11 protein-coding genes are annotated in these 15,358 nt (G+C 40.6%); 6 read left to right on the plus strand and 5 right to left on the minus strand.

Annotation, left to right across the window (positions count from 1 at the left end; genetic code table 11):
* Nucleotides 1-292 precede the first annotated feature (292 nt).
* A complete protein-coding gene (locus AC25JC_RS03720; RefSeq protein WP_078193938.1) occupies nucleotides 293-652 on the minus strand; it encodes a hypothetical protein in 360 nt (119 codons plus the stop codon).
* A 111-nt stretch (nucleotides 653-763) separates the two neighbouring features.
* Complete coding sequence (locus AC25JC_RS03725; RefSeq protein ID WP_111884976.1) at nucleotides 764-1,198, minus strand: I78 family peptidase inhibitor; 435 nt, start codon at nucleotides 1,196-1,198, stop codon at nucleotides 764-766.
* 298 nt (nucleotides 1,199-1,496) lie between these two features.
* On the opposite strand from AC25JC_RS03725, the gene AC25JC_RS03730 reads away from it, so the two are divergent.
* The 4 genes from AC25JC_RS03730 (at nucleotide 1,497) to xseB (ending at nucleotide 5,056) form a co-directional block, all read left to right on the plus strand.
* A complete protein-coding gene (locus tag AC25JC_RS03730) occupies nucleotides 1,497-2,144 on the plus strand; it encodes a LexA family protein (protein WP_486923477.1) in 648 nt (215 codons plus the stop codon).
* Between the two features lie 15 nt (nucleotides 2,145-2,159).
* Nucleotides 2,160-3,455, plus strand: a complete 1,296-nt coding sequence (locus tag AC25JC_RS03735; RefSeq protein WP_486923478.1) for a Y-family DNA polymerase — start codon at nucleotides 2,160-2,162, stop codon at nucleotides 3,453-3,455.
* A 136-nt stretch (nucleotides 3,456-3,591) separates the two neighbouring features.
* Complete coding sequence (gene xseA, locus AC25JC_RS03740) at nucleotides 3,592-4,872, plus strand: exodeoxyribonuclease VII large subunit (protein ID WP_486923479.1); 1,281 nt, start codon at nucleotides 3,592-3,594, stop codon at nucleotides 4,870-4,872.
* Nucleotides 4,862-5,056, plus strand: coding sequence for an exodeoxyribonuclease VII small subunit (gene xseB / locus AC25JC_RS03745; protein WP_078188551.1), 195 nt, complete (start codon nucleotides 4,862-4,864; stop codon nucleotides 5,054-5,056). Before xseA ends, xseB begins: the two co-directional genes overlap by 11 nt.
* A gap of 73 nt (nucleotides 5,057-5,129) precedes the next feature.
* On the opposite strand, the gene AC25JC_RS03750 is transcribed toward xseB, so the two are convergent.
* Both AC25JC_RS03750 and AC25JC_RS03755 read right to left on the minus strand, forming a co-directional pair.
* Nucleotides 5,130-9,650, minus strand: coding sequence for a translocation/assembly module TamB domain-containing protein (locus tag AC25JC_RS03750; RefSeq protein ID WP_486923480.1), 4,521 nt, complete (start codon nucleotides 9,648-9,650; stop codon nucleotides 5,130-5,132).
* A 21-nt stretch (nucleotides 9,651-9,671) separates the two neighbouring features.
* On the minus strand, nucleotides 9,672-12,413 hold the full coding sequence (locus AC25JC_RS03755) for an autotransporter assembly complex protein TamA (protein ID WP_486923481.1): 2,742 nt from the start codon (nucleotides 12,411-12,413) through the stop codon (nucleotides 9,672-9,674).
* 177 nt (nucleotides 12,414-12,590) lie between these two features.
* Here AC25JC_RS03755 and AC25JC_RS03760 point away from each other — a divergent pair, with 177 nt between their 5' ends.
* Both AC25JC_RS03760 and coq7 read left to right on the plus strand, forming a co-directional pair.
* The gene (locus AC25JC_RS03760) at nucleotides 12,591-13,910 is read left to right on the plus strand and encodes an MFS transporter (RefSeq protein WP_486923482.1); all 1,320 of its coding nucleotides are present in this window, start codon (nucleotides 12,591-12,593) and stop codon (nucleotides 13,908-13,910) included.
* 3 nt (nucleotides 13,911-13,913) lie between these two features.
* Entirely contained in the window at nucleotides 13,914-14,549 is a 636-nt protein-coding gene (coq7, locus tag AC25JC_RS03765; protein WP_180004953.1) for a 2-polyprenyl-3-methyl-6-methoxy-1,4-benzoquinone monooxygenase, read from the plus strand.
* A 69-nt stretch (nucleotides 14,550-14,618) separates the two neighbouring features.
* Here coq7 and AC25JC_RS03770 read toward each other — a convergent pair whose 3' ends face one another.
* Nucleotides 14,619-15,299 carry a hypothetical protein gene (locus tag AC25JC_RS03770; protein ID WP_486923483.1) on the minus strand — a complete coding sequence of 227 codons (681 nt, stop codon included), beginning with the start codon at nucleotides 15,297-15,299 and terminating at the stop codon, nucleotides 14,619-14,621.
* Between the last annotated feature and the right edge of the window lie 59 nt (nucleotides 15,300-15,358).

Below are 15,358 nucleotides of genomic sequence, written 5' to 3' on the forward strand. Positions count from 1 at the left end.
TGCTCCTCTACTGTTTTTTATTCTCCATTTCATTATTCATTAAAAAGATTTGCTTTTCTATATTTATGATTTAGCAAGTTGTCACAATTTGTGTTTCTCTCTGCTTAGGCTATTTAAAAATCTTTAAGCATCTCATATTCAAAGTAACCCGAAGATAAATATGCATTCGCAAAATAAGCATGAACTCCATCATATGGCTAAACAACGGATAGTTGCCCCGTTGTAACTACTCACTGCTGAATAGAGCCTTTAGGTTTTGCTTTACGCGCTTTCTCGCATAAAAAACCGTTCCTTAGAACGGTTTATAATCTGGCATTTCGGTATGCGGTGTTGCGATACATTTTTCAGTAAACTCAGCACGAATTTTTTCACGTGCTTTTTCAACATCAGTATTAATCTCAGCTTGCGGCAAGGCATAAACTTCATCAATGATGTTCAGGATAAATCCTTTGGTGGTTTCATCCTCAATTTTGTTGGCATGCTCAACTGCTTTGTCTTTTTCAATTGCATTTTGACGATCTAACATAATCGTACGTGCAGCATTACCTACACTGCGGCAGTAACCCTGCCACTGCTCTTCAGGGGTTAATGGTTTTTTTTCAGCACAGCCGACCAAAGCCACCATAACGGATAAAGCAAATAACTTTTTCATGAACTTCTCCTTACGAGGGGCAATATAAAAGATCGTAATGGATTTGTCATTTAAATTAGTCGCAACCGAACAAACAAAAAAGCCCTTTCGGGCCTTTTTTATGCGTTTAAATTAACCACAAGTTGCTTGAATAATCTTTTGATTGATTGGATTTACAGTGACGGTGACGCGCTCTACACGATAATCCATTGTTACTGGCTGCCCAGGTTTTACTAAACGGACAATTTGAGCTTGGCTAATCGCCTTGATCTGATCTTCAGTCAATTTTGCTTGACCAATCAGCGTCTTAGCCTTATCAGCTACACATTCAGTTTGGCTACTACGGAATAATGCCCACTCTTCAACCACTTGTCCGTTTGGCAGATGGCAATACCCGACCTGAGCATTTGCTTCATCACGAATTTCAAGTTTACCTTTTTGTTCTACACAATACTGGCTGGCTGGATTTGCCATACCAATTTTTTCTGGTGTCGTTTCAGTTTGCTGTGTTGTGCTACAACCCGCCATAAATGCTGTCAGTGCAGCTAAAATCCATATATTTTTCATCAAGTCTATTTCTGAATATAAAAATTTAACTTACCAAGTTTGTGCCAAATAAACGAGTTGTTTATTGAAATTTTTAGTTGTCATTCCACTTTCTGTAATTAGGCAGCAATGTGCCTTATGTTCAAAATACAGAACGTCATTTTCTTTGAACTGATGATGATTTTTGCAATATTTAAAACGACTAAACTTGTCGCAGCTTTGATTTTAAAGGTTTTATAAATTTGAAAAATGACCTGCTCAACGCGTATGCTAAAAAAGTACTTTTCTTCAAACACGCCACGTTGCGTAGGAGCAAAATATGTCAAAAAAACTGCCGATTTATTTTTCGGACGAAGCTTGGTCGTCTTTGCAACAGCTCATGGGCGCAGATGGCAAACCCAGTCCCACCATCAATGCCCTGCTTGAACAGCAATCTCAAGAACTATCTATGGATCCATTTTTGGATTCTTCGCTCAATGTTCAGCCTGTTCAGAAAAATACCCATATTGAACTTCCCGTTGCCTTGGAACGTATTCCTGCTGGCCCAGCTTTCGCCAATAAAGATGTTTTTGAAAAAGTCTTAGACCTAAATGATTATTTGGTAATTAACCCGCTCGCTACATTTATTGCGCATGTCGATAGCGAGTCTTTACTCAATGCCGGCTTTGAAATTAATGATACTTTTTTAGTCGATCGTAGCTTAGAAGCCAAACATGGCGATATCGTGGTTGCACTGATTGATAATCGTGAAATCACCTTAAAGCGATTGATGATCACCGCAAAAATGTCAAAAGAAGAAATTGCCGACATTTTTGGTGACCCCAATAAAGTCTTACCCCAAATTTGGCTAAAAGCAGAAAATCCAGCCTATGCGCATATTATCCCTTCAGATAGCGAATCTATCGTTGTTCAGGGTGTTGTGACCTTTAATTTAAAGCAATTTTATAAGCGCTCATCACACACCTAAACACAAGAATTCACCATGAAAGCTTCAAATAAAATATTTGCGTTAGTTGACCTTAACAACTGCTACGTCAGTTGTGAGCGTGTCTTTAACCCAAAGCTCAATAATGTCCCTGTCGTCGTGCTGTCCAATAACGATGGCTGTGTTGTATCTCGAAGTCAGGAAGCCAAAGACCTCGGGATTAAAATGGCTGTGCCGGTCTATCAAATTCAAGATTTAATCCAACAGCATCATGTTCAGGTGTTGTCGAGTCACTATGCCCTCTACACCGAAATGTCTAATCGATTTATGAATATTTTAGGCATGTATGTCGGCCCCGAAGACCGTGAAATTTACTCGATCGATGAGTGTTTTTTAGATTTTACTGCCTATCAAGAACTGTTTGATTTGAGCCTATATGCCAAAGAAATACGAGATACGATCCTAAAATGGCTAGGTTTAACCTGCTGTATCGGGATTGGTCGCTCTAAAACGGAAGCCAAAATGGCCAACCATTTTGCCAAAAAAAATGCTTATTTGAACGGTGTGTGCAATTTAGTTGAAATGGACCCCTGTTCCTCAGAGCAACTCCTTGCGCAGACACCAGTCAATGAAGTTTGGGGCGTCGGTCGCAATCATACAAAAGCCCTGAATCAGCTTGGCATTCATTATGTTTTAGATCTGATCAATGCACAGCCTAAAGATATTCGAAAAAAATTTAGTGTGGTGATGGAAAAAACCGTCTTGGAACTGCAAGGTCTATCTTGTCTGTCTATTGAAGAAGAAGCACCGAGCAAACAGCAAATTATCAGTAGTCGTTCCTATGGTCAGCCAGTCTACGAACTGGAAGATATTAAAGCCTCTATTCGTGTATATATCGCGCGAGCCGTCACACGTTTAAGAGCAGATCATTCTCTATGTCGTATGGTGGGAGTGTTTATTCAAACGAGTCGCTTTAATTCTACTGAAAAATACGCACCTTATCTGGCCATTACACTGAATGAGCATACCGATGACTTAATTAGTATCACCCAAGCAGCAACGCGTGCCGCCGAAAAAATCTTTAAAGCGGGATTTAAATATAAAAAAGCCGGTGTGGTGTTATTAGAAATCATTCCAAAACAAAACTTTACCCCAGATTTGTTTTGCGATATGGCGTTAAGACAAAGCCGTTTGAAACTGTCCGACACCATCGACGATATTCAAAAAAAATTTGGGCATCATTTTGTCTCGATCGGCTTAGCGCAGGACGATGCTGCAACATGGCGGATGAAAAAAAATCTGTGTTCCCCCGCTTACCTGAGTAATTGGAATGAACTGCTCCGTGTGAAATAAAACGTTTGATTGAAACGCTACGCTGTAGTGGCGCTGTTAATGTCTGCTGTGTTAACCGAAATGATCATTTGCAATTGCTGAATATTTATTTAGTATTTAAATGAATATTCATTTTTATATTCTCCTATTTTAAATTATGTCTGATGTTCAATTAACGCTGAGCGAATACCTATCTGCGGTCAAAGAAGTCATTCAATTGGCTTTTGATGATGCCGTGTGGGTCAAAGCCGAGATTCGAAATTTAAACATCAAAGGTGGACATTACTATCTAGAATTGGCTGAAAAAGAACAAGAAAGCGATAAAGTCATTGCCAGTTGTAAGGCCACAATTTGGAAATTTACTGCAAATAAAGTTGTCGGAAAATTTGAACGTGAAAGCGGCATTGAGCTCAGTCGTGACTTAAATGTCTTGGTTAAAGTGCGTGCCAAATTTGAACCGCAGTACGGCTTTTCAGTCAATATCGAAGAAATTGATTCGAGTTTTACTTTGGGTGATCTGGCTCGACGTTATCAACAAATTTTAGAAAAACTCACCGGCGAAGGTCTGATTCATAAAAATCGAAACTTGCCTGCGCCATTTGATATTCAGCATGTCTTGGTTATTGCGCCTGAAAATGCGGCTGGCTTAGGTGACTTTAAAAAAGATGCAGATGCACTACAACATGCTGGCGTGTGTGAATTTGTCTATCATGCTGCCACCTTTCAAGGAAATACCGCAGCACAAAGTATCCGAGATGCTTTAGCACTGGGTTTAAGACAATGGGCCAATGACTTTCAAACTGCGCCAGATTTGATCGTGATAATCCGTGGTGGCGGTGCCGTTAATGATCTTGCTTATCTGAATGATTATGATTTGGCTGCCCTTCTATCTAAGCGTAGCGTACCGATTTGGGTCGGTATCGGCCATGAAAAAGACCGTACAATCTTAGATGAAATTGTACATCGCTCTTTCGATACCCCGAGTAAAGTGATTGGGGGAATTCGTAATTATATTGTTGAGCGAACTCAGGACGTTTTAGAGGCATTACAAAGCATTCAACTACACTCACAACATCAAATTGCTCTGTATCAAAGTCAAAATGATCAGTTACTACAAGTCATAAAGACCTTGGCTCAGAGTCAAATCAATGACTCAACTCGGCTATTACAACAATACCAAGATAACACTGCTTATTTTGCTCAGTTACAACTTAAAACAGCTGCACAGAATATTGAAATACTCATGCGTGAGACTTTGCTGCAAAACCCTGCACATGTTCTCTCCAAAGGTTATGCCATCGTCCGGCAGCAAGGTCACGCCATTCGTGCAACGAAAAATCTTCAGCCTTCAACGCATTCACCGATTGAAATTGAAATGCAAGACGGTGTCATTACGGCTGACATTCAACATATACAGGTAAAAAATCATGACGACTGATACTCTAAGTTTTAAAGAAGGCTATGAAGTTTTAAAACGTAATGCTGAATTACTCGAATCTCAGCAAGAACCCGATATTGATAATCTTATGAAAATCGTTGAAGAATCGATGCAAGCCTATAAAGCCTGCAAGACCCGTGTTGAAGCAGTACAACAGGCACTGAATGATACGTTTAAAGATTGATTTCTCAATTCATTATTTGCATAAAAAAACGCAGCCTAAGCTGCGTTTTTTTATATTCAAATTTTGACTTCTCTTAGAAGCGCCAGTTATAGAATAAGTCAATTGCACGCTCTAAAGACTGACTCGCTTCCAAGTACAAACGTTGATTCATTTGATAACGTAAGGTCAGTTTATTCACTGGTGTAAATACCCCGACGCCATAACGAATGAATAAGTCAGGTGTGATATAACCCGTCACAGAAACCTGAGTATCATCCCCTGTTCCTTGAGCATCTAATGCCAAACCACTCAGACCAAATGTACGACCAATTTGATTGGTCAATGCACGTGTACCACCCAAGCCCATACTAATACCGGCTGCAGCAATCGTGTTGTTCACATCAGAACGGAAACCTTCCGCCTGACTTAAACCTGAACTTCCTTCATTGATACGACCTGTAATTAAGGCATTTAAGGCTTCTTGTTCAGATAGACCTGCATCGTTATACACCTGAATTGCAGGGCTTGATGCTGTACCTGTCACACGAACACCAACAGTACTGCCTTGCACGGCTTTATTGGCATCGATATCTAAAGTAGGGTTCGCCAATGGTCCATTAAAACGGGCAATCGCACGGTTCAAGTCCAGACTTTGACCATAAGCTTCAATTTTCACACGCTGAGAAACACCGATTGCACCATTGGCACGCATTGCTGTTTCTAATCCACGTTGTGTCAAATTCAAACGACCAATCAACGGAATTCGGCTATCAAAACCTTGGAAAATAACTTGATTACCAATATTTACCTGTACGTCAGCGCGAATATCCCAAGGACGTGCCGATTTTAAGATTTCAAGTTGGTTATCACCTTCATGTACCACACGCACATCTGAAGATACCCCAACCACTGTTGCAGACGATTCTGGCATCGAAATTAATGCGCGCGGCACATCAATTTTACCTTTTAGGGTTAATTTCTTACTAAAAGGCAGCACATCTAAAGATAAATCAGGCGTTACAACAGCAGTGATCAATGGCGCTTGACGGACCAACATTTCATTACCCGTTAAATTCAACTGGATACGTGGATCATTTTTCCAGTCAATATTTCCGTTTAATTTGCCCACACCACGACCACTATTAAATGCACCATCAATCGTCGCGTGGTTTTGACGTACAGCAGAATACAACTGAATATTGGTCAAGTTCACAGGTAATGAAATCATGCTAATCGAGCCATTTTTCACTCGAATCTCACCATCCATTAAAGGCTGAGACAATGTTCCAGTAATTTTTGCCGCATAAGACAACGTACCGCCCATTGAACGGACATCTTGTATAAATGGTTTTAAGATTTTCAATTGAACTTGGTTAAAGGCCACTTCACCGCGGATCGGTTTATTGGCTTTATACGGATCAATAATAATATTGGCATAACCTGTACCAATATCAGGAGCTTTGGTATCGAGTCGAATTTGTAGCCCTTCAGCGACACTTTTCGCAATCAAACCTACTTCATCATATTTTAAAGTGGATGCTAAATACTGTGGGTCTTCCGCTGCTAAACCGAGTAAACCGTCACGAGTCACTAATCGTGCATCAATTTTAGGTTTTGCACCTTTCGCCCAAGACGCTTTCGCATAACCATTCACTTTACCCGTAATCGCCAGGCCTTCAGGCATAAATGCTGCGAAGTCGTTTAGGTCTAGGTTTTTTGTCACAAAAGATACATTGCCGCGGTTTTTATTCACACGAATCGGCTGATCAAAACATAATTCACTTTGCTGACTCATCCAACAATGCGCGCCAACAAATAAGTCAGACTGTGCAGTGTTGTAAATAATTGATGCATTTTGACGCTGCACAAGACGTGTACGCAAGGAGTCAAAATCGCCTTTTTGAATCTGACCGAGCCAATTATTTTGTGCGTTGAAACCACCAGCTAACTGCACATAAAATTTTGATAATTTATTTTCAGCACTGACTTTTAATAAATGCGCATTACGTGTACCGGCCAGTGAAATTTGACCTTTCACAATCTCACGGTTGTTACTGCGTAAATTATCCATCGTTGCCGTTAATAAACTTGGTGAAGTCGCAGAAGTTGGCAACTCGCCTTGCACCCGTATTTTTTTCACACTGAATAAATTATTAAATGCAAAATCATCTATTGCGATATTGGCAGATGCTTGCAGTCGTGGCTGTGCTTGAACATTTAAGTAGCCATAAGCACGTCCACGTAGGCCTGCATAAACTTCATATAACGCTGGTGCATTAATTTTCAATTGTAAATTTTGTGCATTACCAGTGGCTTGAATTTGGTTATTGGCATAAGCCAACAGCAAATTATTCGCTTCAAACTGTTTTGGCATAAAGCCGGATTGATTTGAATTAATCACCATCGCCAAGTTACCTTGACCACGGACAGGTTTGTTATTGATCATACCTGCCAAATTCAGGCGTTCAATTTGAATACGTTTTAGCGCATCTGACCACACACCATTGGTTTTTAAATTTCCAGATAATTCACCCCGTACATTTGAGGCAAAATAATGCGGCTTAAAATGCACTAGTGATGCATTGATATCCCAACCAATGGCTTTTTGCAGCAAAACCTGTCCATTGGCTGAAATCTTACCTGCCACGCCATCATGACGCAGTTCGGCTATTTTAATTAATTCAGGTGTACCCGATACTTTGAAAATCAAACTGCCTTTACTTGCGGCAACTTGGCTTGCATTGAGGCCACCATCATAATTCACAGCAAAAGCTTTAAAGCCTCCACCTTGTTTCTCATCATGGAAAGTCAGCGCAGCAGTAGATTGACCTGTTAAATGAACTGTTTCATTTTGCTGTGCTAGTCGGCCTAACAAATCAATATTATTCAGCTGAATAATCTGTTGATTTGGTTTTGCATAACCATTGGCTTTTAATGACCCTGTAATTTGATCGACAGGCGCAGCAGCCACGATGGTTTGTGGATTGAACTGCTGTGCTTGTACATTGGCTTGCCATTTCAGCATACGTTTTTCATCAGGCAATTCTACAACTGCGTTACCTTTGAGCTGACCTTTGTCGGCCACATAACTAAAGGCAGGGACATTGAGATTGTTATTTTTCAGATTCAGTTTGGCTTGATATTGTCCAGCAGGCAGAGCACCTTTTTCATGTCGTGACACGGTGGTCGCCACATTAATGTTTTGCTGACCTTCTGTAAGCGCCAATTGCACATTGCCCGAATCACTACTCAACCATCCAACATATGGCACTGCACGGTCTATATTTTTCCAAGACACATCCATCAGCATCGGCTGAGCTTTATTATTTTTAGCAGGCGCTTGATCGAGTTTTAAATTCCAAGTTTCATATTGATCAAAATCCACCAACGCCGTCAGGTGCATGCCTTTTTCAAGGGTCCCTTTAGAAGCAATCTTACTATTTAAACTCACAGGTAGAAAATCTTGAACCACCTGCGGAATCAACTTATGTTTTGGATTAATTTTATCTAAACGACCGCTTACATCCCAAGTGACCTGATCTTTCCAACTCACCACGCCGCCCAAATTGACAGCGCCGCCCATCACTTGACCATTTAGGTTAGTAATATCAAGTTGATTGACCAAGTCCGTACTCATGAGCGCAGTATATTTACCTTCAGGAATATTGGCCCCGCTCAGGTCCGTGTCTAAATCTAAATTGAGACGCTGAATATCCCCATTGAATTTTGCCAGACCATTTTTAGCAAAGAGCTTTTGCTCAGTCAGTAACGGTAAATGATAGTTTTTAAATTTGAGCGCACCAAACATCGGGACATGTGGACGCATCGGATGGACCACAGCCCAACCAGTTAAAAGATCTGGGGTATGTGTTGCCACACCGGCTTGAATTGTATCCAACGATCCTTTAGCCACCACTTGAATATCATGAATATTCAAGCTTTCACGTAGTGAAGGTAAGTTGACTATACCCACAGCATTTAGCGGATACTTGTCTTCAAACTTCATATTCCCAGACGCTTGGCGCACAGACAAATACCCCATATCCATACGGGTATCTTCGAATTTTAATTCCGTCCCTGACCAAAGCGCTTCATTTAATTCAATGTCATAAAAATCCACACCTGAACTATGCGTTTTAATCAACATATGATCTAAATCTGCATGATCGACACGAAGTACGAACGGCAGACGGATTTCACTAAATGCAAAAGGTTTATCGCTAGGTGGGGTCTTGGTAATAATTTGCAGATTTTTAACATCTGCCTTATTTAAGTGAATTTCTTTATTAATAATGGCACGCCAACCGAGTGTAATATCGGCACGGTCAATTTTTACATCGACAGGTTTTAGCGTAACGAGGACATTTCGTAAAATAATGCCCCGCCACAGGTTACCACCTTCATATTCATAGTGAATGATTTGCTGACGTTCCAGAACACGGTCAAGTAAAAACTTACTGCCTTTGTCTGTAGAGAACATGACCGCCAATGCAGCCACCAAAAAGATAAGCACGAACACGAAGGTCAAAATGACACTTCGAAGAATACGACGCTTCTTTGGCAGTTGCTCTACCGGCGTTTCGTTTTCTGGTTCTTGCTGTTCTTGTTCAGTCATAAAAAACACATCACCTAAAAATTATAATTGTGAACCAATAAAGAAATGTAAACGAATTGGTTTGCTGTCGTCAGAAAGTCCAGTAGCGACATCTAAACGAATTGGACCAATTGGAGAAGCCCAACGAATCCCCACACCTGCGCTATATGCAGTCGGTGTATTAAAGTCTTTATCGTACGCATTACCAAAGTCACTAAAGACCGCAGCACGCCAGCCTTCTTTAAATTGGTAGTTATATTCTAATGAACCCGTTGCCAAGACTTGACCACCAATTTTATAGCCATTTTCTTCGGCCGCTAAACTCTTATAGTCAAAGCCGCGAATGGTTTGGTCACCACCGGTAAAGTAGCGTAAGTTATAAGGAACTTTATCAAAGTTCTCTGTCAGAATATAACCTAAATCACTGCGCCCCACGAACTGGTGATTATCATTTTCACCCAATGAATAAATAAAGCGCCAGCCCGCATTCAAGATCGCCATGTCAGCATCTGAAAGTAAGCTTTCACTTCCGACTTCAACTTTATAGGTTTGCTTGATCCCTTTACTCGGATTCACACGTTTATCAGAGTCGGTTCGAGAAATTTCATAGCCAAACATCAAAGACTGCTGTTCATTGTTGGTATTTACCAAGAACGCATCTGGAATGTCATCACTAGGACTTAGGCCGTCATCGGTAATACGGTCCAAACGGTAACGTAAACCAAAGGTATGCTGCCAACTACCACGTGGGTTTTTAATAATCCGGTCAACCCCAGCTACAGCAGATTCAATCGAAAGATTGACGCCTTGACCGACATCATCACGTTCTTCACGCTCATAACCACCAACCAAACTGACATAGTCATTTAATGGATGGTTATATGGAATGTTATAGCGACCATCAATCGATTGACGGATTTTGGATACTTCCATGTTGGCGTCAAAAGAATGACCACGTTTGTTTACAATGGCACGACGATACTGGCCACGAACACGTGTACCGGTGTCGGTACCAAAACCAGCACCAATTTCTGCACTATTCAACTTATCTGCATTTAGTGTCACGATCACAGGGACTTTTTTATCTTCACGTGCTTGCGCTTTTAAACGTTCTTGTTCTGCTTGTTTGGCATCTTGCGTATCTTGCAACCTGCGTAATTTAGAGGATTGCTCTGCATCATTCACCCCCGCAAATTGGTCTTCATCAACCACTTTTTGCGTGACTTCCTTATTCGACATCACTTCCGTTTTGTCTTTCACTACTTGTGAACTTTCAGACAACTGATTTTGATCGACCAAGGTCTGAATATCTGGTGGCAGTTCAAGCGGCTTTTCAATTGGGTCTGGACGAATCGCATCAACTAAGGTGTAGTTAAAATAGCGAGAGTTGGTCAGGTTATTGGCTAAACCATTTACACGCCAGAAAGTATAATCAGCACCATCTTTCCACGTCACTAAGCTTTCTAAAATATCGCGATCCAATGGAAACTCTGCATTAGGATCACTCATTCGAAATTCGACTTCCCCAAGCTTATAACGCTCACCCGTTTCAAATCGCAAATTGATATCGGCTGTATTTTGTGGTTGAGCCACTCTTACATCGTGCAAACGCCAGTACGAGTCGAAATAACCGTTATTAGTTGCTGCATCATTAATTCGGCCTTTCGTCGTTTCGTATTCACCATGATTAAGAATGTCACCTTCTTCCTGATCTGGTAAAACACCAATCACCTGAAACTGAGCTTGATTTGCTCCAGCCCCTGAAAATTCAATATTTTGCTTTTGAATTTGCACAGGCGTATTTGGTGTAACCAATACACGAACTTTACTATCAGACACTTTTTCAAATTTGAATTCTGACTGATAAAAACCTACAGCTTGTGCAGCTTGATTGGACAAGCTGCGTAATTGAGGCAAAGCCGATGGAAAATCGCTAAAAGACTCTTGAGTAAAACTTGAAAGCTTGCCTTTAATATTGGCTTTGAGATCTTCCAGCGCCGCACCGTAAGCCTTACTCGAAGTCTGACTGGTATTATGTGCTGAGGTAATTTCAACATCCGCACTAATTCGTGGCACTTTTGCCGTATTCATCTGACGTGGCGGACGTACTTTATATAATAAGCGCTTAAAAATACCCGGCTCTGCATCATCTTCCACGGTTGGATTATTCAGCTCTTGCAGCGTACTGGCATTTTCATTTTGTGTCGCAATAATTTCATTATCAGAGCGAATTTCACTCATGAGCTGATCAATATTGACTGGCGCTTGGTTAATTTCCGTTAACTCTTTTTGGGTAATATCCGCTACAGCAACTTCTGTTTGCTGTGTCGCACGGTACTCCTGCGCCTGACGTTTGGCCTCTTCAGCAACTTGGAAGATTTCATTCGCCATGTTTTGATCAACAGGTGTCACGGGTAAGTTTTCTAAATCTTCGAACTCAATGGGTTTAAATTCTTGTAGTTGTGTTCCTGCTTGCTGCTGTTCTTGCAGCATTTTCATACTATCAACAGATTCTTTCGGCTCATTTATATTTTCAATTTTTTCAATTGCTTCAGGCGTCGACAGCCCTTGCTTTACAGCCTCATCCTTGATTTCAGCAACAATCTCTGCTTTTGTATCTGCAGAGGTTGGAACAGTTTCCGCGGGAGTTTGGGCGAAACTATGCTGAGCACACAAGGTCAAAAAGATGCTCATATATAGACTTTTATTGCTATGATGCTGTCGTATGCAGTGAGCCATACTGTGATGAAGCATTGTTTTTTTAAACTTGATTTTTGCAGGCATAGCAAACTCTAACAAATTTCATTATGTAATGGACTTAGTCAATCAGATGTAGAGCTAAAGATCTTATATCTATTGGTTTTTCGCCATCTCCAAACTCAAAAACATATTACATGATTTTTTTAGAGATTTTACCAATCACTCACATTTCTTAATAAAACTTAATGTAGCAAGACGCTTATGAATAACAACGAACATCTGCTAGGTACACGCCGTTTCCTGCCTATGTTTTTGACCCAATTTTTTGGGGCGCTCAATGACAATGTCTATAAACAGGCTTTATTGTTGGTCATCACCTATGGATTAATCCAACAACAGGCATTACCCATCAGCACGCTAAACAATCTAGCTGCATTATTGTTTATTTTACCCTACTTTATTTTTTCAGCGACAGCGGGACAGATCGCAGATAAGTTTGAACGTTCACAACTTGTCCGTGGTATCAAAATTTTAGAAATTATCATCATGATCATCGGCAGTATTGGCTTTCTGACCGGTCATTTATGGTTATTATTGGTGGCTCTATTTTTGATGGGAACCCATTCGACATTTTTTGGTCCAATCAAATATGCGATTTTGCCTGAAATTTTAAAACCCAATGAGCTGATGTCAGGCAATGCGCTGTTCCAATCTGCGACATCCATGGCGATTTTGATCGGTATGATTTTAGGTGGAACTGTCATTGCATCTTCAAATGGCAATCTCACTTGGATCAGCCTGACAGTCTTAAGCATTGCTATTTTGGGTTATATCTCAAGTCGTTTTATCCTTAAGCAAAATGTGACTGCCCCAGATTTAAAGATCGACTGGAATTTTTTTCGAACAAGTTATCAAACCATCAAATACGCTAAAAGCTTGCCTTTAGTCTTCACAATTTTACTCGGTAATTCATGGTATTGGTTTTATGGTGCAACCTACCTCACCCAAATTCCACAAATGACTCAGCAAAATCTACATGCCTCTGAAAATGTCGTTAGCTTGCTATTGACCTTTTTCTCTGTCGGTGTGGGCGTAGGTTCATTGCTTTGTCGTAAATTGGGCGGCACTCAAGTCAATATTAAGATGGTTCCCATCGGTGCTGTCGGTTTAACGGTATTTGCACTGTATTTAGCGTTTAGTTTGACCCTCGTCCCGACTCAAACTGGCCCACTTATTACCCTTTCAGAAGTATTTCACCAAGGGTGGAGCTATTACCATGTAATGATCGCAGTGACTTTATTGGGGATTAGCGGTGGTTTTTACATTGTTCCACTATATGCCATGATGCAAGCCTATTCGCCTCGCTCACATCGTGCACGAGTGGTTGCCGCTAATAACATCTTAAATGCGGTATTTATGGTATCTTCTGCTTTATTCTGTATTATTATTTTGAGCATATTACAGATTGATATTAAAATACTTTTCTGCACGACTGCTGTACTTAGCGCCATTTTCTGTATTTGGCTGTTAAAACGAATCAAACCTTTGCTTCAAACTACGCAAGTCTCTCTGGAGGATTAATCCATGCGTCAATTTACAGGTGTCGACAAACTTATTCACTCATTTGATCAGGCCTTACGTAGTTTAGTTCCCGGAGCAACGGCTGCACATCGTGAAAATCCGTCTGTTGCTGAAAAGACTCAACTTGCAGTCAGCGAAGCACGCCATGTGGCAGGTCTAATGCGGGTAAACCATAGTGGTGAAGTTTGTGCCCAAGCGCTTTATCATGGCCAAGCACTCACCGCTAAACTGCCAAATGTCCGCCGTGAAATGGAACACGCTGCGATTGAAGAACAAGATCATTTGGCTTGGTGTGAAGACCGCTTAAAAGAATTAGACAGCCATACCAGTCTGCTCAACCCTGTTTGGTACGGCCTTTCTTTTGGGATGGGTGCATTGGCAGGTATTGCCGGTGATAAATATAGCTTAGGTTTTGTCGCTGAAACTGAGCGTCAAGTGAGCCTGCATTTAGAAGACCACATCCGCCAACTTCCTGAACAAGACGAACGTTCACGTAAAATCTTAGTGCAAATGAATGAAGATGAGCTGCATCACCGTGATACAGCACTCAATGCAGGTGGTGTAGACCTTCCTGTTCCAGTTCGTATTGCCATGACTGGTATTTCTAAGCTGATGACCAAAACCAGTTATTACATTTAATGATTTTCTAATGATTGTCGCTAAGTTTTATAAATAGTGAACAAAAAGCCTGCAATGATGCAGGCTTTTTCATAAGTAATGTTTTGACTCTAATACAATAATTCCTTCGCCATCAAAACAGTTTATAGGCTGCCATCGACTTGGTGTAAACCAATCAAAATTCAAACTATAAAGTTGCTCAGTGGACGGATAACCTGATCCACCTAATTCAAGCAGCCATCCTGCCTGACAAATTTCCTTTTGGTTATTAATCACAACAGAATGATCATTTGCCAATTCCAGCAATAAATGACGATCCAGCTCAAATGCAATAACATCAAATCCAGCTATTTGAATAAGCTCTGGAAAACGAGCCGAAGTCAGACCTTGACGAATATCAGTCATCTGTTCAAGAGAATAGTTGGTTTCAAATGATCGGTTAATCCACGTGCCTTCAGGCAATACAACCTCTCCAAAGTTTAAGGGTTCCTGCAACTGTATATGAATTTTCTTTTGATGCTGCCACTCTGCATAGTCAGAACTAAGATCTGAAATCACAAACAATCCAAGCGTTACTGCAACAAATAAAGGGAAAAACAATACGCCAGATAAACCAATTTTAAGTACCGCATTTACTTTATATGGTCGATTTTTTTGCTTTTTATACCAATTATTCCAACTCAACCAAATGGCAATGACAATAAATAGCACCAAAATCGCAAAGCAAATAATAAGAAAACCTCCCGCACCCGCACCATAACCTAAACCCATATTGCTCTCACTGAATATCCTTTTAAATCTTTTGATTATGTTTTGACGATTTTATCAGA

The organism is Acinetobacter sp. P37 (assembly GCF_057480965.1).

Bases quoted from the DNA above. Each gene is read 5' to 3' on its own strand.
- AC25JC_RS03720 (WP_078193938.1), bottom strand. From the start codon at position 652: ATGAAAAAGTTATTTGCTTTATCCGTTATGGTGGCTTTGGTCGGCTGT.
- AC25JC_RS03725 (WP_111884976.1), bottom strand. From the start codon at position 1,198: ATGAAAAATATATGGATTTTAGCTGCACTGACAGCATTTATGGCGGGT.
- AC25JC_RS03730 (WP_486923477.1), top strand. From the start codon at position 1,497: ATGTCAAAAAAACTGCCGATTTATTTTTCGGACGAAGCTTGGTCGTCT.
- AC25JC_RS03735 (WP_486923478.1), top strand. From the start codon at position 2,160: ATGAAAGCTTCAAATAAAATATTTGCGTTAGTTGACCTTAACAACTGC.
- xseA (WP_486923479.1), top strand. From the start codon at position 3,592: ATGTCTGATGTTCAATTAACGCTGAGCGAATACCTATCTGCGGTCAAA.
- xseB (WP_078188551.1), top strand. From the start codon at position 4,862: ATGACGACTGATACTCTAAGTTTTAAAGAAGGCTATGAAGTTTTAAAA.
- AC25JC_RS03750 (WP_486923480.1), bottom strand. From the start codon at position 9,650: ATGACTGAACAAGAACAGCAAGAACCAGAAAACGAAACGCCGGTAGAG.
- AC25JC_RS03755 (WP_486923481.1), bottom strand. From the start codon at position 12,413: ATGCCTGCAAAAATCAAGTTTAAAAAAACAATGCTTCATCACAGTATG.
- AC25JC_RS03760 (WP_486923482.1), top strand. From the start codon at position 12,591: ATGAATAACAACGAACATCTGCTAGGTACACGCCGTTTCCTGCCTATG.
- coq7 (WP_180004953.1), top strand. From the start codon at position 13,914: ATGCGTCAATTTACAGGTGTCGACAAACTTATTCACTCATTTGATCAG.
- AC25JC_RS03770 (WP_486923483.1), bottom strand. From the start codon at position 15,299: ATGGGTTTAGGTTATGGTGCGGGTGCGGGAGGTTTTCTTATTATTTGC.